The sequence below is a fragment of the Methylococcus sp. ANG genome, from assembly GCF_040730495.1.
GTDB lineage: Bacteria > Pseudomonadota > Gammaproteobacteria > Methylococcales > Methylococcaceae > Methylococcus.
Genome location: NZ_CP160399.1, coordinates 3,324,000 through 3,344,670, shown reverse-complemented (window position 1 = coordinate 3,344,670; position 20,671 = coordinate 3,324,000). Strand labels below are relative to the sequence as shown.

Annotated in this window: 27 protein-coding genes and 1 other RNA gene; 20 read left to right on the top strand and 8 right to left on the bottom strand. The window is 61.9% G+C overall.

Going from position 1 to position 20,671, the window contains the following annotated elements; translation table 11 throughout:
• Window position 1: 1 nt before the first annotated feature.
• Window positions 2-910 carry a sulfate adenylyltransferase subunit CysD gene (cysD, locus tag ABZN20_RS16370; protein WP_367025955.1) on the bottom strand — a complete coding sequence of 303 codons (909 nt, stop codon included), beginning with the start codon at window positions 908-910 and terminating at the stop codon, window positions 2-4.
• Between the two features lie 238 nt (window positions 911-1,148).
• On the opposite strand from cysD, the gene ABZN20_RS16365 reads away from it, so the two are divergent.
• The 15 genes from ABZN20_RS16365 (at window position 1,149) to ABZN20_RS16295 (ending at window position 10,304) form a co-directional block, all read left to right on the top strand.
• Window positions 1,149-1,616, top strand: coding sequence for a hypothetical protein (locus ABZN20_RS16365; RefSeq protein WP_367025954.1), 468 nt, complete (start codon window positions 1,149-1,151; stop codon window positions 1,614-1,616).
• 122 nt (window positions 1,617-1,738) lie between these two features.
• Window positions 1,739-2,094: a transfer-messenger RNA gene (ssrA, locus tag ABZN20_RS16360) on the top strand.
• 477 nt (window positions 2,095-2,571) lie between these two features.
• Complete coding sequence (locus tag ABZN20_RS16355; protein ID WP_367025953.1) at window positions 2,572-3,003, top strand: VOC family protein; 432 nt, start codon at window positions 2,572-2,574, stop codon at window positions 3,001-3,003.
• Between the two features lie 9 nt (window positions 3,004-3,012).
• A complete protein-coding gene (locus tag ABZN20_RS16350; RefSeq protein ID WP_367025952.1) occupies window positions 3,013-3,432 on the top strand; it encodes a YciI family protein in 420 nt (139 codons plus the stop codon).
• A gap of 42 nt (window positions 3,433-3,474) precedes the next feature.
• Complete coding sequence (locus tag ABZN20_RS16345; protein ID WP_367025951.1) at window positions 3,475-3,960, top strand: VOC family protein; 486 nt, start codon at window positions 3,475-3,477, stop codon at window positions 3,958-3,960.
• A gap of 1 nt (window position 3,961) precedes the next feature.
• Window positions 3,962-4,336: a YciI family protein gene (locus ABZN20_RS16340; RefSeq protein WP_367027579.1), complete on the top strand. Its 375-nt coding sequence runs from the start codon at window positions 3,962-3,964 to the stop codon at window positions 4,334-4,336.
• Window positions 4,337-4,347: 11 nt separating this feature from the next.
• Complete coding sequence (locus tag ABZN20_RS16335; RefSeq protein WP_218808805.1) at window positions 4,348-5,007, top strand: glutathione S-transferase family protein; 660 nt, start codon at window positions 4,348-4,350, stop codon at window positions 5,005-5,007.
• 227 nt (window positions 5,008-5,234) lie between these two features.
• A complete protein-coding gene (locus ABZN20_RS16330; RefSeq protein ID WP_367025950.1) occupies window positions 5,235-5,675 on the top strand; it encodes a VOC family protein in 441 nt (146 codons plus the stop codon).
• 140 nt (window positions 5,676-5,815) lie between these two features.
• Window positions 5,816-6,133 (top strand): ArsR/SmtB family transcription factor, encoded by a 318-nt coding sequence (locus ABZN20_RS16325; protein ID WP_218808803.1) that lies wholly within the window; start codon window positions 5,816-5,818, stop codon window positions 6,131-6,133.
• Window positions 6,130-6,546 (top strand): SRPBCC family protein, encoded by a 417-nt coding sequence (locus ABZN20_RS16320; RefSeq protein WP_218808802.1) that lies wholly within the window; start codon window positions 6,130-6,132, stop codon window positions 6,544-6,546. Before ABZN20_RS16325 ends, ABZN20_RS16320 begins: the two co-directional genes overlap by 4 nt.
• A 43-nt stretch (window positions 6,547-6,589) precedes the next feature.
• The gene (locus tag ABZN20_RS16315) at window positions 6,590-7,714 is read left to right on the top strand and encodes an alpha/beta fold hydrolase (protein ID WP_218808801.1); all 1,125 of its coding nucleotides are present in this window, start codon (window positions 6,590-6,592) and stop codon (window positions 7,712-7,714) included.
• A gap of 50 nt (window positions 7,715-7,764) precedes the next feature.
• On the top strand, window positions 7,765-8,106 hold the full coding sequence (locus tag ABZN20_RS16310; protein ID WP_218808800.1) for a YciI family protein: 342 nt from the start codon (window positions 7,765-7,767) through the stop codon (window positions 8,104-8,106).
• Window positions 8,107-8,414: 308 nt separating this feature from the next.
• Window positions 8,415-8,678 carry a cupin domain-containing protein gene (locus tag ABZN20_RS16305; protein WP_367025949.1) on the top strand — a complete coding sequence of 88 codons (264 nt, stop codon included), beginning with the start codon at window positions 8,415-8,417 and terminating at the stop codon, window positions 8,676-8,678.
• Between the two features lie 18 nt (window positions 8,679-8,696).
• Entirely contained in the window at window positions 8,697-8,933 is a 237-nt protein-coding gene (locus tag ABZN20_RS16300) for a hypothetical protein (protein WP_367025948.1), read from the top strand.
• Between the two features lie 84 nt (window positions 8,934-9,017).
• Window positions 9,018-10,304 carry an RNA polymerase sigma factor gene (locus ABZN20_RS16295; protein ID WP_367025947.1) on the top strand — a complete coding sequence of 429 codons (1,287 nt, stop codon included), beginning with the start codon at window positions 9,018-9,020 and terminating at the stop codon, window positions 10,302-10,304.
• Here ABZN20_RS16295 and ABZN20_RS16290 read toward each other — a convergent pair.
• Genes ABZN20_RS16290 through ABZN20_RS16270 form a run of 5 tightly spaced genes read right to left on the bottom strand, consistent with a single transcriptional unit; the run spans window position 10,268 to window position 13,453 of the window.
• Window positions 10,268-10,900, bottom strand: coding sequence for a DinB family protein (locus ABZN20_RS16290; protein ID WP_367025946.1), 633 nt, complete (start codon window positions 10,898-10,900; stop codon window positions 10,268-10,270). The genes ABZN20_RS16295 and ABZN20_RS16290 overlap by 37 nt on opposite strands.
• A 44-nt stretch (window positions 10,901-10,944) precedes the next feature.
• Window positions 10,945-11,547: a LysE family translocator gene (locus ABZN20_RS16285; protein WP_367025945.1), complete on the bottom strand. Its 603-nt coding sequence runs from the start codon at window positions 11,545-11,547 to the stop codon at window positions 10,945-10,947.
• A 10-nt stretch (window positions 11,548-11,557) separates the two neighbouring features.
• Window positions 11,558-12,166 carry a hypothetical protein gene (locus ABZN20_RS16280; protein WP_367025944.1) on the bottom strand — a complete coding sequence of 203 codons (609 nt, stop codon included), beginning with the start codon at window positions 12,164-12,166 and terminating at the stop codon, window positions 11,558-11,560.
• A gap of 17 nt (window positions 12,167-12,183) precedes the next feature.
• Window positions 12,184-12,993, bottom strand: a complete 810-nt coding sequence (locus tag ABZN20_RS16275) for a nuclear transport factor 2 family protein (protein WP_367025943.1) — start codon at window positions 12,991-12,993, stop codon at window positions 12,184-12,186.
• Window positions 12,977-13,453 (bottom strand): cupin domain-containing protein, encoded by a 477-nt coding sequence (locus ABZN20_RS16270; protein ID WP_367025942.1) that lies wholly within the window; start codon window positions 13,451-13,453, stop codon window positions 12,977-12,979. Before ABZN20_RS16270 ends, ABZN20_RS16275 begins: the two co-directional genes overlap by 17 nt.
• Window positions 13,454-13,610: 157 nt before the next feature.
• Between ABZN20_RS16270 and ABZN20_RS16265 the strand changes: the two genes are divergently transcribed.
• Window positions 13,611-15,017, top strand: coding sequence for a PLP-dependent aminotransferase family protein (locus ABZN20_RS16265; RefSeq protein ID WP_367025941.1), 1,407 nt, complete (start codon window positions 13,611-13,613; stop codon window positions 15,015-15,017).
• 17 nt (window positions 15,018-15,034) lie between these two features.
• Here the strand turns inward: ABZN20_RS16265 and ABZN20_RS16260 are convergent, their stop codons facing one another.
• Window positions 15,035-15,625, bottom strand: a complete 591-nt coding sequence (locus tag ABZN20_RS16260; protein WP_367025940.1) for a LacI family transcriptional regulator — start codon at window positions 15,623-15,625, stop codon at window positions 15,035-15,037.
• A 351-nt stretch (window positions 15,626-15,976) separates the two neighbouring features.
• Between ABZN20_RS16260 and ABZN20_RS16255 the strand changes: the two genes are divergently transcribed.
• The 4 genes from ABZN20_RS16255 (at window position 15,977) to ABZN20_RS20090 (ending at window position 20,051) form a co-directional block, all read left to right on the top strand.
• Window positions 15,977-16,237 carry a helix-turn-helix transcriptional regulator gene (locus ABZN20_RS16255; protein WP_218808793.1) on the top strand — a complete coding sequence of 87 codons (261 nt, stop codon included), beginning with the start codon at window positions 15,977-15,979 and terminating at the stop codon, window positions 16,235-16,237.
• Entirely contained in the window at window positions 16,227-17,522 is a 1,296-nt protein-coding gene (locus ABZN20_RS16250) for a type II toxin-antitoxin system HipA family toxin (RefSeq protein ID WP_367025939.1), read from the top strand. The genes ABZN20_RS16255 and ABZN20_RS16250 overlap by 11 nt, the downstream gene beginning before the upstream one ends.
• A 523-nt stretch (window positions 17,523-18,045) precedes the next feature.
• The gene (locus ABZN20_RS16245) at window positions 18,046-19,275 is read left to right on the top strand and encodes an ISAzo13 family transposase (protein ID WP_367025221.1); all 1,230 of its coding nucleotides are present in this window, start codon (window positions 18,046-18,048) and stop codon (window positions 19,273-19,275) included.
• A 302-nt stretch (window positions 19,276-19,577) separates the two neighbouring features.
• Window positions 19,578-20,051, top strand: coding sequence for a transposase (locus ABZN20_RS20090; protein WP_423246450.1), 474 nt, complete (start codon window positions 19,578-19,580; stop codon window positions 20,049-20,051).
• Between the two features lie 26 nt (window positions 20,052-20,077).
• Here ABZN20_RS20090 and ABZN20_RS16235 read toward each other — a convergent pair whose 3' ends face one another.
• The gene (locus ABZN20_RS16235; RefSeq protein ID WP_367025938.1) at window positions 20,078-20,668 is read right to left on the bottom strand and encodes a class I SAM-dependent methyltransferase; all 591 of its coding nucleotides are present in this window, start codon (window positions 20,666-20,668) and stop codon (window positions 20,078-20,080) included.
• Window positions 20,669-20,671 lie beyond the last annotated feature (3 nt).

The following is a 20,671-nucleotide window of genomic DNA, read 5'->3' as shown; positions in this document are numbered from 1 at the left end:
TTTAAAAATACCCTTCCTTCTTCTTTTCTTCCATGGACCCGGCCTGGTCGTGGTCGATGAGCCGGCCCTGGCGTTCGGAGGTCTTGGTCAGCAGCATTTCCTGGATGATCTCGGGCAGGGTGGCGGCGTCGGATTCGACGGCGCCGGTGAGGGGATAGCAGCCCAGGGTGCGGAACCGCACCTTCTTCAGCATCGGCACCTCGCCCGGCTCGAGCGGCATGCGCTCGTCGTCGACCATGATGAGCATGCCGTCCCTTTCGACCACCGGCCGCTCGGCGGCGTAGTAGAGCGGGACGATGGGGATATTCTCGAGATAGATGTACTGCCAGACGTCGAGCTCGGTCCAGTTGGACAGGGGGAACACGCGGATGCTCTCGCCCTTGTTGATCTTGCCGTTGTACAAATTCCACAGTTCGGGACGCTGGCTCTTGGGGTCCCAGCGGTGGTGCTTGTCGCGGAACGAGTACACCCGTTCCTTGGCGCGGGATTTCTCCTCGTCCCGGCGGGCCCCGCCGAAGGCGGCGTCGAAGCGGTACTTGTCCAGGGCCTGCTTGAGCCCTTCGGTCTTCATGATGTCGGTGTGCTTCTTGCTGCCGTGGACGAAGGGATTGATGCCCTGGCGCACCCCGTCTTCGTTGACGTGGATGATGAGGTCCAGCCCCAGTTCCTGCGCCCGCCGGTCGCGGAAGGCGATCATGTCGCGGAACTTCCAGGTGGTGTCCACGTGCATCAAGGGAAACGGCGGCTTGCCCGGATGGAACGCCTTCATCGCCAAATGCAGCATCACCGCCGAGTCCTTCCCAATCGAATACAGCATCACCGGCCGCTCGAATTCGCTCACCACTTCGCGCAGTATGTGGATGCTCTCGGATTCCAGGTGCTTCAGGTGGGTCAATTTATGGGCGTTCATGCGGTACAGCCGAGGAAAGATGGGTTCGATAAAATCGGTAGAGAATACCATAAGCCCCCTCTTTACTCACGTTGCGTATTCCCGCCGATCAGCCAGGCCATTGACTCAACCTCGCCGAAGCGCTATATGGCCGTTTGAGGAGCCGGACTTCACTGTCGCGGCCCCGTGGCACTAACCCTGATATTTTGGTAGACCAAAGCAGAAAGCCGAGGCGACCTACAGCACGGAGGATGGCATCATGAGAAACTTCGAACAGGTCAGGGATGTTCTGGATCATGGCAAAGCGCTCCACGATCAGATACGGGACTACTACGAAACCTTGAAAAAGCAGGCGGATCACTCGGAAATCCCACTGAAAATGGCTCTCGACTACCTGAGCCGGCATGAAGACGAACAGAAGGAAATGCTGGAGCGATTCGAGGAAAACGCCCGCAGCGCAATCCTCAATACTTGGCTGCAGTTCGCCCCCAGCGACCGCGTCGAAGGGCTGCTGGCAAGCGCGGCGACCCGCCCCGGCATGAGTGTCGACGAAGTGGTGCAGATCGCCTGCGCTTTCGACGACGCCCTCGTGACACTATATAAGGAAGCAGCGGCGGAAATGGACGACCCCAAGGCCCGGAACGTCTTCAACAATCTGGCCGAAGCGAGCGAGAAGGAAAAACAGCGCATCGTCCGCGACACGCAGCAGATGCTTCACGAAATCTGAAGCCGCGGGCGGAGGGTGCCGCGCACCCTCCGCCCGAGCCGACGGCATTTCTGGTATGATTCGCTCCCAATCGGCCGCCCGGGAAACTTTCTCTGATCCGCGCGGTCTGATCTGTTAACTCGGGGGGCGACATGGCTTCGACGTGGATCGCGAAACCTGAGGTGCATGCCGAGGTGCAGATAACCTCGTAAATCAATCTGCAAACCAAATAAACGCCAACGACGACGTTTACGCACTGGCCGCTTAAGCCGGCCGGCCTCTGATCAGCAGCTCGCTTACAAGCGGCTGGTTGGGGGTAACCCAATTGTAAGCTCGCGCTGAAGCCTGTCCGGAGCCGAAGCGCTAAAACCTAACGGAATCGCCGTCCGTCTTCCCCGCCACTCGGGTAGCGTCCGGTTAAATCAATAGAGTGGATACGCATGTAGAGCCGATGGCAGAGGATTTGCGGACGCGGGTTCAATCCCCGCCGCCTCCACCAATACACCAAGGTCAACCGTTCTCGGTTGGCCTTTTTCTTTGCGCGCTCGCGCGTGTTCGCGGGGACTCCTGCGGATTCCTGCGGACTTCCTTCCTTCGGTCGTCTCGCCCATCTCAGACCTATTTCGCTCTCTCCTGGCCATTCTTCTCTCCGGCCTCGCTCCCCTTTGAGGCGCCGAAGTCCGCAAAGGCAATCGTCGGATCCAATTAATATCAACAGGTTACGTGCTGACCGTTCAAGTAGTTGGATGAAGGCATCGCCCGACCGTGAAGAAAGTCATCACCAGGCGAGTCCGTGTTCGAGCGGCAATCATCACCCTCGCAGGCCCATGAATCCTTCCGCCACCGGACCGGTTTCACGCCCACACGCCCACAAAATTTTTCGTGCGGCGTTGTCGAAATTGCCGTCGCCCGCACGTCGTAGGGATGAGCGGGTCAATCCCGACCGCTCTGACATTTCACTCTCAAGGAGCCTGACATGAACATCAACCCCTATGTCTTCTTCAACGGCCGCTGCGAAGAGGCGATCAACTTTTACCGGCGCGCCTTCGGCGCTGACGAGGTCTTTCTCATGCGCTACAAGGAAAGCCCCGAGCAGCCGCCGATGCCGCTGCCGCCCGGCTGGGAAGACAAGGTCATGCACGCCTCACTCAAGGTCGGCACGACGCTGCTCATGGGCTCGGACGGCTGCGGCGCCCCAGAATCATCCTCAGCGCCGGCCTTTCAGGGCTTCGCGCTCTCGGTCGAGATGCCGGATCAGCAGGCCGCGGAACGCGCATTCCATGCGCTGGCCGAAGGTGGCAAGGTGCAGATGCCGCTCGGCAAGACCTTCTTTGCGCCCTGCTTCGGCATGCTCACCGACCGTTTCGGCCTGGGATGGATGGTCATCGTCAACGAAAAGCCCGAATAGGAGAACGTCATGCGCTACATGATCATCGTCAAGGCAACCAAGGACTCCGAAGCGGGCGTGATGCCGAGCGAGGAACTGCTCGCCCGTATGGGCGCCTATCACGAAGAACTCGCGCGCGCGGGCGTGCTGCTCGACGGTTCGGGCCTGAAGCCCAGCCGCGAGGGCTGGCGCATCCGCTACGAGGGCGACTCGCGCCGCGTGACCGACGGCCCGTTCACCGAGACCAAGGAGCTCATCGCGGGCTATACGCTGATCCAGGTTCGCGATCGCGACGAGGCGATGGAATGGACGCGCCGCTTTCCCAACCCCGCAGGGGACGGCGGCGCGGCCGAGATCGAGGTGCGGCCGTTGTTCGAGCTGGAAGACTTCGGCCCCTCCGAGGCCGTCGCGCGCATGCACGAGATCGGCATCGGCGGCCCGAAGAAGTGAGCTCACCCGATCGCGTCATTTCAATCCCTTTGGAGAAACACCATGACGAACGCAGCAAAGAACACCGTATGCCTGTGGTTTGACCGGGACGCCGAGGACGCGGCCCGTTTTTACGCCGCGACCTTTCCGGATTCTTCCGTCGGCGCCGTGTATCGCGCGCCGGGGGATTTTCCGTCCGGCAAGCAGGGGGATGTGTTGACCGTCGCCTTCACCGTGATGGGCATTCCGTGCCTCGGACTCAACGGCGGGCCCGCCTTCAAACACAGCGAAGCGTTCTCGTTCCAGGTCGCAACCGCCGACCAGGCCGAAACGGATCGCTATTGGAACGCGATCGTCGGCAATGGCGGTCAGGAGAGTGAGTGCGGCTGGTGCAAGGACAGATGGGGCTTGTCGTGGCAGATCACGCCGCAGGCTCTCCTGGAAGCGATCGCCGACCCCGATCCCGCAGCCGCCAGACGCGCGTTCGATGCGATGATGACGATGCGAAAGATCGACATCGCCGCGATCGAGGCGGCGCGCCGTGGCTGAGATGGAGAGGGCAAGTCCGATGGAATTTCTGCTGATGATCATCGAGCGCCGCGAGGACCGCGCATCCCGCGGCGAAGCCGAGGGCCGGGCACTGTATGACGAAATGGTCCGCTTCGGCGAGGAACTCACCCGGCGCGGGCAGTTGCTCGCCAGCCGCTCGCTGCGACCGGACAAACATGGCGTGCGCGTGCAACAGGCCCAGGGCAAGTCCGTGCTCCGCGACGGCCCGTTCGCCGAGGCGAAGGAAATGGTGGGCGGCTTCTACCTCATCCAGTGCGCGAGTCGCGACGAGGCCCTTGCCATCGCCGCGCGCTGCCCCGCCGCGCGCTTCGCGAGCGTCGAGGTGCGCGAGTGCGCACCGTGTTATGTGGGCTGAAGGGCCACCCGATGACCATCACCATTACCGCCTTCGAACGCTCCCCCGATCGCGGGAAGGGGCTCGCGCGCGACATGCGCGTGCGCTGGGCGCTGGAAGAAGTGGGGCAGCCTTACGCGGTGCGCCTGCTTTCGTTCTCCGCGATGAAGGAACCCGCGCATCTTGCGCTGCATCCCTTCGGTCAGATTCCGACCTATGAGGAAGGCGATCTCGCCCTGTTCGAGACCGGCGCGATCGTGCTCCATATCGCCGAACGCCACGCGGGCCTGCTGCCGATGGATGCCAACGCCCGGGCACGCGCGATCATGTGGATGTTTGCCGCACTCAACACGGTCGAGCCACCGATCCTCGAACTCGCCACGGCTACCTTGCTGGAGAGCGGGAAGCCCTGGTCGGCGCAGCGCCTGCCGCTGGTCAAGGATCGCGTCCGCGAGCGGCTCGGCCAACTCTCGAACCGCCTCGGCGATGCCGACTGGCTCGATGGCGCCTTCAGTGCGGGCGATCTGATGATGGTGCACGCGCTGCAACGACTGAAGCCCTCGGGCCTGTTGGCTGAGTATCCGAACCTCGCCGCCTATGTCGCCCGCGGCGAGGCGCGGCCCGCCTACCAACGGGCTTTCGCCGCGCAGTTGGCGGTGTACAAGTCATCCGTCGAGGTTGACACGCGATGAGGATCCGGGCGCCATTTTGGCGAGGCAGCCGAGCCATCCGCATTTCTACCTTGGTTTTTTTTGCGTTCACGGGTGTGACGCCGCTCGCCTACCTGAGAGCCGCGCCGCGCGAGGCGAACCATCTCCCCATGGACCTGCGCCGCGCCGGCGGCAAGGTCACTTCTTCAATACCGGGACGGTCGAGCAGGCGACAATTGACACTCCGCAACCATTGAAGGAGCCATGCCATGAAAATCGAAGAGGTCTTTGCCTATCTCTGCGTATCCGATGCCGCCGCGGCAATAGACTTTTACCGGCGTGCCTTCGGTGTGGAGGAGAAGTTCCGCCTCACCGAGCCGGGCGGGCGCATCGGCCACGCCGAGCTCGCGTTCGGCGCGATGACGGTCATGTTGAGCGACGAGTTTCCGGAGTGCGGCATCCGCTCGGCCTCCACGATTGGCGCGACAGCGGTCACGATCCATCTGCATGTGGATGACGCCGACGCCATGATCGCCCAGGCCGTGCAGGCCGGCGCGACACTGGAGCGCGCGCCGCGGGACGAGTTCTACGGCGAGCGATCGGGTGTCATCCGCGACCCCTTCGGCCACCGTTGGCTCATCGGCCATCACATCGAGGACGTCGGTACGGACGAGATGCAGCGGCGGTACGACGACGCAAACAAGTCCTGAGCCGATGTCGCGTCATGAGCAACAACCAAACTGGCGGTGTGCAGGCGTTTATGCTTCCTATGCCAACGCGCAAAGGCTCTCCTTCTCCATGCTGCCATCACCGTTGACATGTCGGAAATATCCGACATATTATTCGGGCCATGCCAGTTACCGATATTTTTGGTGCCCTGTCCAATCCGGTCAGACGACGCATCCTCGAATTGTTGCGTGACAGCCCGCGCGCCGCAGGCGACATTGCCTCGGAGTTCGACCTGAACCGACCTGCCGTTTCCGAGCACCTGCAGGTGTTGAGGAATGTGGGGCTTGTCTCGGAAGAGATACGCGGCCGTCAGCGTGTCTACCACTTGAATGCGCCCCCTCTGTCCGAGATCCGTGACTGGTTGCATCCATTTGAGCGGTACTGGCAACAGCGCCTGCGCGCCCTCAACGAAGCACTCGACAAGGAGAAACAGAAATGATCGAACCCGGTCTGATCCAACTCACACAGTTCATTCCGCACCCTCCGGCCAAGGTATGGGCGGCGCTGACAGACCCTGTGCTCCATGCCCAATGGTGGGCTGCCGGGGACGTTCGGCCGGTCGTCGGCCATCACTTCACGCTGGATATGGGGCAATGGGGTCGGCAACCCTGTGAGGTTCTTGCAGTGGAACATGAGAAGCTTCTCTCTTATTCATTCGCGCCAGGAACCCTGAACACGACCATTACCTGGCGACTCCAAGCCGAAGGCGAAGGCACCCGCTTGTCGCTGGAACACAAGGGCTTCGACCTTGACTCACCCATTGGAAAAAACGCATTCCAAGGTATGGGTGGCGGGTGGCCTAAAGTGCTTACACGGATAGAGTCAGTCCTCACAGAGTCCGCGGCCGTATGATGAGGCGGCCAGACCAACATCAATCTCCAAAGGAAATAGCAACATGGCCCGTAGCCTGATTCCCATTCTGGGGATAGCCATGTTGCTATCTATCGCCGGTTGCACCTGTACTCGTCCTTTTACCGACACGGAGGGGCGCGTCGTTCCCGGCAGCATTGCGACCATGGAGATGCTGGCGATCGGCGGCATCTCGCAGAGCGTCTGGTTTCGCGGCGTGGACACGCGCAACCCGGCCGTCATCCTCCTGCACGGCGGCCCCGGCGTTAGCGAGTCGGCGTTGTTTCGCCACTACGATGCCGCGCTGGAACAACACTTCCTCATGGTCTATTGGGAGCAACGCGGTACGGGACGCTCCTATCATTCCGACATCCACCGCGACTCCATGACCCTTGCACAGTTCGAGCGCGACCTCGATGAACTGGTTGACCTCGTCCGGCGGCGTTTCGGCCACGACAAGGTCATCCTCTTGGCGCACTCCTGGGGTACCGAGCTAGGGACGATTTACGCTTACCAACACCCTGAGAAGGTCGCCGCATACGTGGGCATCGGTCAGGTCGCCAACTTCGCCGATGACGAGCGCGTCTCTTATCAATGGGCGCTGGAGCAGGCCATCGAGCGCGACAACCGCCGTGCGATCGCGCAATTGCGTGCCATGGGTCCCGGACCGAAGTCGGTCGACGACGAGTTGAACCTGGGCGAGTGGGTGGAGAAATTCGGCGGTTCCCTGCGCCAGGGCCTTTCCACCGGGAAACTGATCTGGGCCGCCTTGAGCACTGACGAGGCCGATCTCTCGGACCTGGTGAGGTTCGGGCGAGGCAACCGGTTCTCGCTGGAGAACCTGCGGACCGAGTATTCGAAGCTCGACCTCACGCATTACCGCCGCTTCCAGGTGCCGGTCGTCTTTCTTCTCGGCCGCCACGACTGGCACGTTCCGTCTATCCTCGCAGAGCAGTATTTCAATACAATCGACGCCCCATGCAAGCGGCTTATATGGTTCGAGCGGTCGGCGCACAATCCGCCTTTTGAGGAACCAGAGCGATTCGTCCACGTCATGGTTGACGAGGTTCTTCCCTTGGCAGCAGGACCGTCGAATGTTTGTACCGAATCGGTGGGCGTAACGAAGCACTCCAGCCGACCGGCTATGCCGTCGGTTGAGTTCGGTCATTAGGCCGCACACTCGCTCCACGACCGACATCAATCTCCAAAGGAAATAGCATCATGGCCAAGTACCTGATCTCCTTTCCCAGCGCTGCGATGGTCGTGCCCGAAGACGAGTGGGAGGCGGTGAGTCGCGACGCGCATGCCGTGATCGACGAGGCGAAGGCCGCAGGCGTCTACGTCTTCGGCGGCGGCATCGACGAAGGCGTGCCGCCCGTTCTTGTCGCAGCAGACGGAGCAGTCGCCGAGGGCGGCTACCCATGGGCACCCCCTCTTGACGGCGGCTTCACTGTACTCGAACTACCCTCACGCGAGGAGGCCGTCGCGTGGGCCGCGCGCATCGCGAAGGCCTGTCGTTGTGATCAAGAGCTACGCGTCTTCGGGTTCGACCCGCAGTCTTGATGTCAGGATGTTGTGGCTCGGCGCGGAACCGCCCCGCGCAACCCACGTTAACTCCCGAGGTGGGCCACCTCACGGCAAACCATGACTTGATTACCAACGAGCCGCAGCTGACCTTTCTATCTGGCGCTGCGTGTCTGCGGCGGGCTGGCGCTGACGGTTTGTGGCTTACTGTCGCTGATCGGCATGGCTCCGCCGCCTGCGCTGCGGTAGCTACCTGTCGGGGCAACCATCCATGCGATCCCACGACTCGCGCCCCATGGCCCATCCATCCCAATTCTTTTCGTCGCAGGCAACCTGCGGAAGCATCCATGACCAAGCCCATCGTCAACATCGCCGACATCGCCCTGGAGCCGCGGCCACCGGCCTTCGCGCCGACGGGCGCGGCGGCGGAACGCTATGAAGCGAAGATGGGGTTCATCGCCCCGCTCATCGGCGCCCGGAAACTCGGGTACAACATCACGGCCGTGCCGCCCGGCAAGCGCGCATTCCCGGCGCACAACCATCATGCGAACGAAGAGATGTTCTTCGTCCTGCAAGGCACTGGCGAGCTTCACGTCGGCGCGAATACCTAGCCTATCCGCGCGGGCGACGTGATCGCGTGCCCCGCGGGCGGCAAGGAAACGGCGCACCAGATCGTCAATACCGGCGCCGAGGAATTGCGGTACCTGGCCGTGAGCACGAAACTCTCGCCGGAACTCGTCGAGTATCCGGACTCCGGCAAGTTCGGCGTGCTGGCCGAGCTGCCCGCAAGCGCCGAAGGCAAGCCACAACGCTTCATGTTCATCGGGCGTGAAAGCCAGTGCCTCGGCTATTGGGACGGCGAATGACGGACGAGCGGCCTTTGGACGCTCGATGAGGCAAATGGGCGGCGACAGCGCTGCACATCGCGTCGTCGCAAGGGCTGCTGAACCATGAAGGACACCGAGCAACAAGTCAGCAGCGCCGTCGCCGCCATCTGGCGCATCGAGTCGGCGAAGGTCGTCGGCGCCGTCGCGCGCCTGACGCGCAACCTGAGCCTTGCCGAAGACTGCGCGCAGGACGCGCTCGTCGCGGCGCTCGAAACCTGGCCCGCCACGGGCATTCCCGACAACCCCGGCGCCTGGCTCACGACCGCGGCCAGGCGCCGCGCGCTCGACCGGATTCGCCACGCGCGGCTGGCCGACACCAAACACGCCGAGCTCGCGCTCGAACTCGACGCGGCGCACGCGGCGCGCGAGGCGGAACTTGCCGACGCGCGCGATGCGGCGCTCGATGACGACATCGGCGACGACGTGCTCCGGCTCATCTTCGCGGCGTGCCACCCGCTGCTCGCGCCGGAGGCGCGCGCCGCGCTCACGCTCAAGGTGGTCGGCGGCCTGTCCACCGAGGAGATCGCCCGCGCCTATCTCAAGCCCGAAGCGACTGTCGCCCAGCGCATCGTGCGCGCGAAGCGCACGCTCGCCGCGGCGCACGTGCCCTTCGAAGTGCCACGCGGTGTGGAGCTCGGCGCACGCCTCGCCTCGGTGCTGGAGGTCGTTTATCTCATCTTCAACGAGGGCTACGCCGCCACCGCCGGCGACGACTGGATGCGGCCGGCGCTCTGCGATGAGGCGCTACGGCTCGGGCAGGTGCTCGCCCGACGCATGCCCGATACCACCGAGGTTCTCGGGCTTGCGGCGCTCATGGACATCCAGGCCTCGCGCCTCGCCGCGCGCGCGGATGCCGAGGGCAATCCCGTGCTGCTCCTCGACCAGGACCGCGGCCGCTGGGATCGCGCGCTCATTCGCCGCGGGCTTGCCGCGCTCGCGCGCGCCGAGGCGCTGCCCGGCGCCTTCGGCCCTTATACCCTTCAGGCCGCGATCGCCGCCTGCCATGCGCGCGCCGCGACCGCCGCCGACACCGACTGGACGCGCATCGTGGCGCTCTATGATGCCCTCGAAGCACTCGCGCCCTCGCCGGTCGTCGCCCTCAACCGGGCGGTGGCGGTCGGCATGGCCTTCGGGCCCGCGGCAGCGCTCGAGCTGGTGAATGAGCTCGTGAACGAGCCCGCGCTCGAAAACTACCATCTGCTGCCGAGCGTGCGCGGCGATCTCCTCGCGAAGCTCGACCGCCTCGACGAGGCGCGCGCCGAATTCGAACGCGCCGCGACGCTGGCCCGCAATGCCCGCGAACGCGCGCTGCTCTATGCGCGCGCGGCGGCGTGCCGGATGGAGCAGTGAGCGTCGATTGATCGAAAAACGTGCCAGCCGCAACCTTGGCCTGCGGCGCCTCGACCAGCGTCAGCACCATGGACAGGACGATGGGGAGAAGTACCGCGTCGCCGCCGGGGCAAATAGATCAGATCCGTCTCGCCATAGTCGTAGCCGAGCTGCGAGATCAGCGTCGTGATCTGGCCGCGGTGGTGGGTCTGGTGATGGAACAGATGGGTCAGGATCAGACCGAGGGGAAGCGTCACCGACTCCTGCTTCACGAATGAGATGTACGTCACCGGCTCGGCGAGGCGCGCCGGCTGTAGCCCGGCAATGAATCCTGCAATCACGGCATCGGTGTCCGCACGTTCGCGTTGGAGCATGTCGAAGTCCGCGTACAACTCCTGATCGAGCGACCGAATCGGAAAGGGTTTGCCGGTGATGCGACCGAGCCAGAGCCGGTCCACGAGCAGGAGATGATTGAGCGTGCCGTGGATGGAGCGGAAGAAGGCGCCGAGGTCGCGTTTACGCGCTTCGTCCGGTATACCGGCGCAGACCGCGTAGAGCTTGTCGTTCATCCAGCGGTTGTGGTCGGCCATCAGGCTTAACATGGGCTTGTCGTACATCGGGAACACCTCTCTTTGGTTTGGGAACGCTTCCCCATTCCCCCTCATGACCAGAACAGCACCACGGTGGCAGCGGCAAGCAGCGCCATGACGCGATTGATTCGCCGCAGGGTGGCGGAGTTGTGTATCCAGCTTCGTATCAGACTGCCGCTGGCCGCCCACAGCGTGATGCACGGGACGGCCACGGCGATAAACAGCAGTGCGGCTGTGACGACACGTTGCGCATACTGATCACCGGCGGGCACGAAGGCGGCGATCACGGTCGTGGCCATCATCCAGACCTTGGGGTTCACGATCTGGAACACGGCCGCCTCAAAGAACCGGATCGGCCGTTGCGCGTTGGCAGTCGGCAACGCGTCCGCGTTCCAGAGCTGGCGCGCGAGCCACAGCATGTAGGCACTGCCCGCGAGTTTCAAAACCGTCTGGGCCGTGGGGACGGCAATGAACAGGGTCCCCAGTCCGGCGCCCACCAGACAGATCATCAGCCAGGTGCCCGCCAGCACACCGGCCAGATGCCATCCGGTGCGACGCAGCCCGAAAGCGAGCCCTGAAGCCAACAACAAGACATTGTTAGGCCCCGGCGTGATCGTCATCACGAAGGCGTAGGCCGCCAGCGACAACAGCATTTCCAGCGACGGTAACAACATGTATGCATCCTCAGCGATCCGGGGTGATCAGGGCCACCCGCGGTCTGCGCCAGACCATGACGGCGATGAGCGCGAGACAGGCCGCCGCCATAGCGGCCGGGAACAGCACGGTGACAGTCGTATGGCGGTCTAGCACTGCAATGACTAGGGCATTACGTATCACCAGCAACACCAGAAATCCCATCGACTCTGAGAACGGCTGCGCCCAGGTCTTGCGGAAGGTCGGCGCGAAGCCCAGCAGCTCGATCACCGTGATCAGCCAGACCGCCCAGAGCGGATCGTCTGCCCAATGCCATAGCGGCATGGCGGCCAGCGCCATGATGAAAAACAGCCGATCGGAGGTCGTGACGCTTACATCCGCACGCTTTAGATAGGCCAGCACGGCAATGAACAGTGTCACGCCAGCGGAAAAACCGATCACCCCGGCCCCGAACAGCCCCCCGCCTGCGTGCAGGGTCGCGAGAAAGGCCACGCTGGTGTTCATGCCCCAGACCACCCAGGAGAAGACATGCGGCCGCGTCTGGCCGCGAAAGGTCGACAGGATGTACGGCAGGAAGGCAATCCAGGTGAGGATGACCGCCACCGCACTCAGCCAGGATTGGTACGAACCTGTTTCCATACCCGCTTGTCGCCCGCTCAGCCCGCGTACAGCGCCTGGCCGCGCCGCACTTGACCGTTCGCATCGAATTCGAAGACCTCCGCCGCCAGGCCGCGATGCCCCCGGTACAGGATGAGCAGTCCATCGATGCCGGCCAGCACCTCGACGAGTTCGAAGCGTAAATCCGGCAGACGCGCGAGCGCGGCGCTCCAATACGCGCGCACGGCCTCCTTGCCCACGAGCCGGCCGGAGGCTTCACCAGCGAACTGGCGAATCAGCGGCGATGAGAATTCGAAGTCGTCGCTGTAGTGCGCAAGCACGGCATCGAGATCATGGCGATTCCAGGCGCTGATCCAGCTCTCGGCGAAGTGCCGAGGGTGTTGTGTGCCAAATGAAGTCATTGCGCTTTCCCCTTTCTTTCGTTGAAGACCCCCAAGGCAAGACGATCGGTCAGAACATCTTTTATCTTCCAACGCGATACGGTCAGCCCGACCTCGCTGTCGGCGGCTATCGTCCCGAAAGTACTTTCCGCTGACGATGGCTGGAATATCGCTGCGCGAAATACCGATGTCGTGCAGGGCGCGATCGTCCAATGCATTCAGTTCCGTCTCCGTCGAGACGCGCCGCCATAACCGTGCAAGTCGACGAATCAAAATACGCAGCCAACGGTGAATGAACCGAGAGCGCAACAGGCGCGCGCGTTGTTCGTAGTACTCGATATCGATGGCGCCGTTGCCGACTCGACGGATTTCCGGCCAAGTCGACTTGTCGGCTTCCGGTGCCGTGGTCGGTGGGAACGCGTGCGCTGCGGAATCGGGTATAAGTCGGCTCTCAGTACGACGTGCCATCTTTGTGTGTGAACACCCAGGCACCGCCGACGAAACGGGCACAGAGGTCGTCATCCGGATAAGTCACTTCGTCGCCATCCGTTCGATCGCCGACTTCCAGATAGACGACGTCCTCGGTGGTCTCGTTGATCAAGGAATGGGCGTTTCCGCTACCGGCCTTGAACCCCGCGCACATGCCGGGCGAGAGCCGTTGTTTGCCCTCGTCGGTATGCAGCGTCGGGCACCCCTCGAGGACATAAATGAACTCGTCCTGTTTGGTGTGCGCATGCCGCAGCGACGAGGCCGCGCCGGGCGGCAAGCGCGTCAGGTTGACGCCGAAATGGGTCAGCCCGAACAAATCACCCAGCGGGCGTTTTTCGCGCCCCTTCACCCGCGCCGCCAGCATCGGCGGATAGACCGTGGGCTTGGCACGCAGCGGCGCTTCAGCCGCATGCAGGGCGGCAAATTGGGTGTCGGTCATTGAATCGTCTCCGTTTCTGCGCTTGACAAGAGGCAGTTTAAGGAGGAACCTGCGCACATTACAGTTTCAGTAAATGTTTTTTACACCGGTACAGTTTGTACTTTAATAAAATCTGTACCGCTCCAGTGCGGTCGAACTGTACCGGAGGGAATCGATCATGAGTCTGCTGTACCGACAGGTCGCCGAAGAGATCGCACAGGGCATTGCTGCAGGCCGGTATGTTCCGGGCGAGCGTCTGCCCGGCGTGCGCAGCCATGCGCAAAACCGCAAGGTGAGCGTGGCCACGGTGGTCGCCGCCTATCAGGCGCTCGCGGATCGGGGCTACATCGAGGCAAGGCCGCGTTCCGGCTTTTACGTTCGGGCGCGCCAGCCCATTCAAGTCCTCGAGGCCGAACCCGCAGCCAAGGCGACCCCGCCGCGGCTCGTGACCGGCCAGTCCATGGCGATGGCTTTGATCAAGGCGGCGAATGATTCTGGCATCGTGCAGCTCGGTGCCGCCGTGCCCGATTCGACCTTTCTTCCCACTCAGGCAATCAGCCGTGCGTTGGCGCAGGTTGTGCGCACCCGACGCGCCGAGACCGCCGGCTACATGATGCCGCCGGGCGCACTGGAGCTACGCCGCCAGATCGCGCGGCGCATGAGCGAAACGGGCGGTGCGGTGTCCGCCGACGACATCGTCATCACCACCGGTTGCCAGGAAGCGCTGAGTCTGGCTTTGCGCGCGGTGACGGTACCGGGCGACATCGTGGCGGTTGAGTCACCCACCTTCTACGGGTTGCTACACGTCATGGAATCACTTGGGTTGGAGGCTCTGGAAATTCCCACCCATCCGCGCGACGGCTTGGCGCTCGACGCCCTGGCCTTCGCCCTGGAACGCTGGAAGGTCGCGGCCTGTGTGGTTTCCCCGAACTTCAGCAATCCGCTCGGCTCCTGTATGCCGGATGAAAAAAAGCGTGCGCTGGTGCGCCTGTTGGACAAGCACCGGATTCCGCTCATCGAAGACGATGTCTATGGCGATTTGGGATTCGCCCCGCAACGGCCGTCGACCTGCAAGGGACTGGCGCCGCATGCCGACATCTTGTATTGCAGCTCATTCTCCAAGACGCTGGCGCCCGGATTACGCATCGGATGGATCGCTGCAACCGGGGAGCGGCGTGAACGCATCGAGTACCTCAAGTATGTGACCAGCATCGCGAGCCCCACCGTACCGCAGCTCGCAGTCGCGGATCTGCTGGGAACGGGTCGTTATGAACGTTACCTGCGCGAAGTGCGCGGGCGCTACGCCAGCGCCGTGGCGCGCATGAGTGACGCCGTTATGAAGACCTTTCCGGAAGAAACCCGTATTTCTCAACCGCAAGGCGGATTCGTTCTCTGGCTGGAACTACCGGAAGGCGTGGACAGCTTTACCCTGGCACGCCGGGCGCTACGCAAAGGGGTGAGCATCGCCCCCGGCCCACTCTTTTCTGCGAGCGGCAAGTTCGGTAATTTCATTCGCCTATCCAGCGCACGTGTCTGGGACTCGCGCATGGAACGGGCACTCGTAGAACTGGCGAAGCTCATTTGACCACTTATTAAGTTGGGTCACGCCGACACCGGCATCGCCCGCTTCCGTTGCTCCTCCCACAACAACGGCGTCCCCGACGCCAGATCGAACAACGTCACCTCCAGCGGCAGGGTCTCGTCGAGGATGGCGGCGACAATGTCCGGTGCCAGGGTGGTAAGGTTCACCATCCGGCTCACATAGGCCCGATCCATCCCCTCGCGTTCGGCCACCTCCGACAGCGTGCGCGCCTCGCCGGATTGTTCGCCCCATCCCTGGGGCTCACCCCTTCCGGGGCCAGCCTTCGGCTGTCCAAAATCGCTCCCGGCGATTTTGTCCACCATCGCCAGCCAGCGGTGGCCGCGGGCGAGCGCGAACTGGATCGGCGTCGGCGTGTCATCCCACGGGCGTGGTTGCACGGCACCACCGTCCGGCAGCATCACGGCCTTGCGGCTGCCGCGGCGCTTGATCCGGATCGGCACGGTAACGGTAAGGCTGCCGTCGCTCGCGGTGATCACCTCGGCCTGGCCGGTCTTGTCGATCAAGATTTCGCTGCGGGCTCCACCCCTGGAGGCCTCGCTGATACTCCAGCGGGCGGCCAGTTGTTTTTGGTTGAGGTGAGCGACTTCCATCTTGGTCTCCTTCCGAATGAATGAGTTGGCAGGAGTCCATGAAGGCGCTGTTTCGCACGCGAGCCAAGCGATATGTTGCGCCGATCTATTCGCCGCAGTTTTTGCGGAGATTGATGCCGTTATTCTCCGCAAGAATAGGTAGTGGCGCAGTTCGGGCAGCGACAGGCGAACTGCGCCAAATTGGGCGTAAATGGGTGTCAATTTGGAATCGAGAGCCCTCATTGTTTCCCGATCGGGAAATATACGACCAATTCATGACCTGACCACACTAAACATTCCCGATCGGGAAATGTCGTTTGCACATAGCCCATTTGTGGCTGATAATTTCCCGAACGGGAAACTGAGCAAGCTATGACATCCATTCGATCACCTCAACAACTCGGCGATGCACTGCGTGCCGCTCGCAAGCAGCTCGGGCTGACTCAGCCTCAGTTGGCGCTGGCGGCAGGGGTTGGTGTGCGCTTCATTGTCGACCTTGAATCAGGCAAGCCCACCTTGCGACTGGAAAACGTGCTGCGGGTCATTGATGCCCTGGGTGGTGAGGTCCAGTTGAGTGGATTGCCATCGGTTGCTGCCGACGAACAACGTGAGGGAGGCGACCATGGCGCATGAGCTGGAAGTCTGGCTTTTCACCGATCGTGTCGGCACGTTGGCCCTGGTCGATGGACGACTAAACTTTTGCTACGCACCCGATTGGCTGTCACACAAAGACGCCGTTGCCTTGTCCGCCTCGCTGCCCTTGCAAGCGGAGCCATTCGACGATCGCAAAACGCGTCCTTTCTTTGCGGGTCTGCTGCCAGAGGGGCAGATGCGCCGCCTGATTGCGCAGCAGTTCCAGGTTTCGGGCCAGAACGACTTTGCGCTGCTGGACCATATCGGCGGCGAATGCGCCGGAGCCGTGACGTTCCTTGAACCGGGGCAGGCTTTGCCTGTGCCGACCCGCAACGATGACGTTCAATGGCTGAGCGACGACGAAGTCGTTGCCATCCTGGATGAATTGCCGCGTCGCCCCATGTTGGCAGGCAAAGACGGCTTGCGACTTTCCTTGGCTGGTGCCCAAGACAAGTTGCCAGTGGTTTTCGATGGTGCCCGCATTGGGCTGCCTCTCAACGGCACGCCGAGCTCCCACATCTTGAAACCCGCCATTCACGCTGTTGAAGACAGCGTGATCAACGAAGGGTTTTGCATGGCACTGGCTGACGCCATGCAGCTCAAGCCAGCGAAATCAAAAGTTCACCAGGTATTGGATCGCTCGTTCCTGCTGGTTGAACGCTACGACCGACTGATCGATGCCCAGGGGCACCGGCAACGCCTTCATCAAGAGGATTTCTGCCAGGCGATGGGCGTAGTGCCTGAAATGAAATACCAGAATGAAGGTGGTCCGGATCTGGCTCAGTGCTTTGACCTGGTACGCAGTGCGACACGCCCCAGTGCACCGCAGGTTCTGCGACTGCTCGACTACGTAATCTTCAATGCGCTGATCGGCAATCATGATGCGCACGCCAAGAATTTCTCTCTGCTGTACGCAGGCAAGGCCCCCGTTCTGGCACCGTTTTACGACACGCTCTCGACAGCGGTGTATCCAACAATGACACCGAAGATGGCGATGAAAATCGGCAGCAAGTACAAGTTCAGCGAAGTCCAGGCGCGGCACTGGGAGCAGTTTGCCGAAGGCGTAGGCTTTACCAAGGCTCAGGCCAAAAGGCGCATTCTGGAATTGGCAAAGTCACTACCAGCCACTGCGCGCAAGCTCCAGTCTGCCCCTGAACGAGGCTTTGCCGGGAATGCCGTAGTTGAGCGAATCACCGCACTGATTGAACAACGCTGCGCCCTGACGATTCGGCGGCTCACCGACCCTGCCGCCGAAAACGACGCACCCGACGAACCCTCTGTCTGAACCACTACGCGGACGCGGGTTCGATTCCGGATTTGGGAATTGAACTGACATCGGATCGCAGACGAGTTTGATGCCTATTCCCGGCGACCGGCATGAACAGAAAACCTGCTTGCAGGCCTACAATCCGACAGGCTTTTCACTCGGGCCATCCATGGCCCTCGCCCTGCGCGCGGCTGCGCCGTGCCAATGCGTTCCCACGCATTGGTCGATGGAGTTCGCAATGGTTCGCAGCAGTCCGCAGCGCTTCGATTGCGTACTTTCAATAGTCGTTTGATGCGGGGTATCATCCCACCACCAATATATAAAGGTCAACCGTTCTCGGTTGGCCTTTTTTTCTTGCGCACTCGCGCGTGTTCGCGGGGACTCCTGCGGATTCCTGCGGACTTCCTTCCTCCGGTCGTCTCGCCCATCTCGGACCCATTTCGCTCTCTCCTGGCCGTTCTTCTCTCCAGCCTCGCTCCCCGGCTAAGGAGCCTAGCAGAAATAACTTGAACAGTGAGCGGTCTGTGTCTACGCTTTGTGCATGGACGCCACCAAGGTGATTGAGGAAAAATTTCTGGCGCTTTCCGGCCGTCTGGACGAAGCAACGCTGCGGTTGTGGGCAGCGGTTGAGGCGCTTACCCTCGGCCATGGGGGCGTCAGTACCGTAGCGAGCGCGGTGGGTTTGTCGCGCACGACGATCTATGCCGGTCTGCGCGAGCTCGCTATGGCGCCATCCGGTGGCGAGCCAGTCACGGCGAGGATGGGCCGTGTTCGGGCCAAGGGTGGTGGGCGCAAGAAGCTGACGGCCAAAGACCCAACGCTGTTGCGCGACCTGGATGCGTTGGTCGAACCGACGACGCGTGGGGACCCGCAGTCGCCGTTGCGTTGGACCTGCAAGAGTACGCCGCGTTTGGCCAAGGAATTGGTGGCCCAAGGTCATCAGGTGAGCCAGCGCACCGTGTGTGATTTGCTGGCGCAGTTGGACTACAGTCTGCAAGCGACCCGGAAGATTCACGAAGGGGGTCAGCAGGCCGATCGTGATGCGCAGTTCAGCCACATTGCCGCGACGGCGGCGCAGTATCAGGCGGCGGGCGATCCGGTGGTCTCGGTTGATACCAAAAAGAAAGAACTGGTCGGGGACTTCAAGAATGGCGGGCGCGAATGGCAGCCGAAAGGTCGTCCGGAGGGCGTACGCGTCTACGACTTCATCGATCCGCAACTGGGTAAAGTCGCGCCCTATGGCGTGTATGACGTGGGCGCCAACCAGGGCTGGGTCAGTGTTGGGATCACCCACGACACGGCGGCATTTGCGGTTGAGAGTATCCGCCGGTGGTGGCGCGAGATGGGCCAGCCACTCTATCCGGCCGCGCGTCGCCTGCTGATCACCGCCGACTGCGGCGGCAGTAACGGCTATCGTGTGCGGCTCTGGAAGGTTGAGCTGCAGCAACTGGCCGACGAACTGGGGATGGTGATCCAGGTCTGTCACTTTCCGCCCGGCACTAGCAAGTGGAACAAAATCGAGCACCGGATGTTCTGTCACATCACCCAGAACTGGCGTGGTCGTCCTTTGGTCAGTCGGGAGGTTGTCGTGAACCTGATTGGCAACACGACGACCACCGAAGGGCTGCGCATCCAGGCACAACTCGACGACCGGGATTATCCGGCAGGAGTTAAAGTCTCCGACCAGGAACTCGCGGAACTGGCCATTGAACGCGACGAGTTCCATGGCGAGTGGAACTATCGGCTCAAGCCTCGCGATCTCGGCGGCTAAAAGGCTATTGTTCAAGTTATTTCTGCTAGGTTACTTAGGGCCGAAGTCCGCAGAGGCCGCAATCGCCACGCTGACAAATCAACGAGTTACGCGCGGACGAATCAAGCGGTTGGATCGAAGCATCGCCCGACCAAGGAAAACCACACCGTTCATGCCGACGCCGAGGCAGTTTGAAAGATGTCAGAAACAGATATAACTTCTGACAAACGGAGACCACTCCATGAGCCACCTCAGCGAAGCCATTCTGTCCGCCGCCCAGGCCCTCCCGGAGGGAGGCTTGATCTCGCCCAAGGAATTCCTGCATCTGGCGTCCAGGGCCGACTGGAGCGCGCCTTGCTCGCTCTGGCGAAGCTGCTTTAATCCAGCCCACCTGTCCGCAGCTCGAATCGGGTCTCGATCGAAGACGCAGTTCCTCTAGGGGCAATGGTGAGCCAGACGCCAAACCGACCCGCATCGCCAGTGACGAAAGATTCGCAGGCCGCCGCCTATCCCTTGGTGAGCGCCCGCAGCGCTGTATCGGCTACCACGACCCCGAGACCGGCAAGCACTACGTGTTCCTCACCAACAACACCCGCCTGGCGGGCGGAATCATCGCCGCGATCTACAAGGACCGCTGGCAGATCGAACTGTTCTTCAAATGGATCAAGCAGAAGCAGCCGATCCCGCGCCTGCTGCAACTCAATCTGTTCGAGCGCCGCGACCTGATGGCGCTGCTCAGCGACGATCCGCCCGAACCTACGGCATCGCCACTTCAAACCCGGTTGCTGTTCGCGTAATGTTTATGGGACAACAGTGATATGTTCTATACCTTACATCCCTCAAGTCGCACCATTCCTGCCAAGCCCGGCCCGCTTTGTACGGTAAATCCCTGTGCCTCCATCAGCGCCTTTATCCACTCAGGCGATAAGCGTTGCTTGTTATATGCGCTGATGCGGAAGTTCCATGCGCCGTCTCGTCTCTCGTACAGCAAGTCACTGACTGTCACCTCCGCATCTGAATATTCGAGAAAACATGTGAGGATCCGATTCTCGTCCGAACGGACCGGGATGAATCTGGACTCGTTCTGCAGCGGCACCGAGTAGTCGCGGAAACTGGTTATGAAGCGCCCACCGGCACAAAGCGTTTCCGCGATCTCGCCAATGAGCCTTTCGACGGACTTCTTGCTGTCGAGATGGGTGAGGGTATCCCCCATGCAGAGGATGAGTTCCGGGGTACACTTCATGCAGTACTGCTTGAAGTTGAGCAGATCATCTTTTACGCACTCGATTGGCAACGTGCCCGCGGCTTGCCGAAGCTCATCCAGCAACCCGGCGCAGAAATCGATGGCCAGCACATTGTAGCCGTTCTGCGCGAGCGGGATCGCATGCATACCGAACCCCGCACCCAGATTCAACCG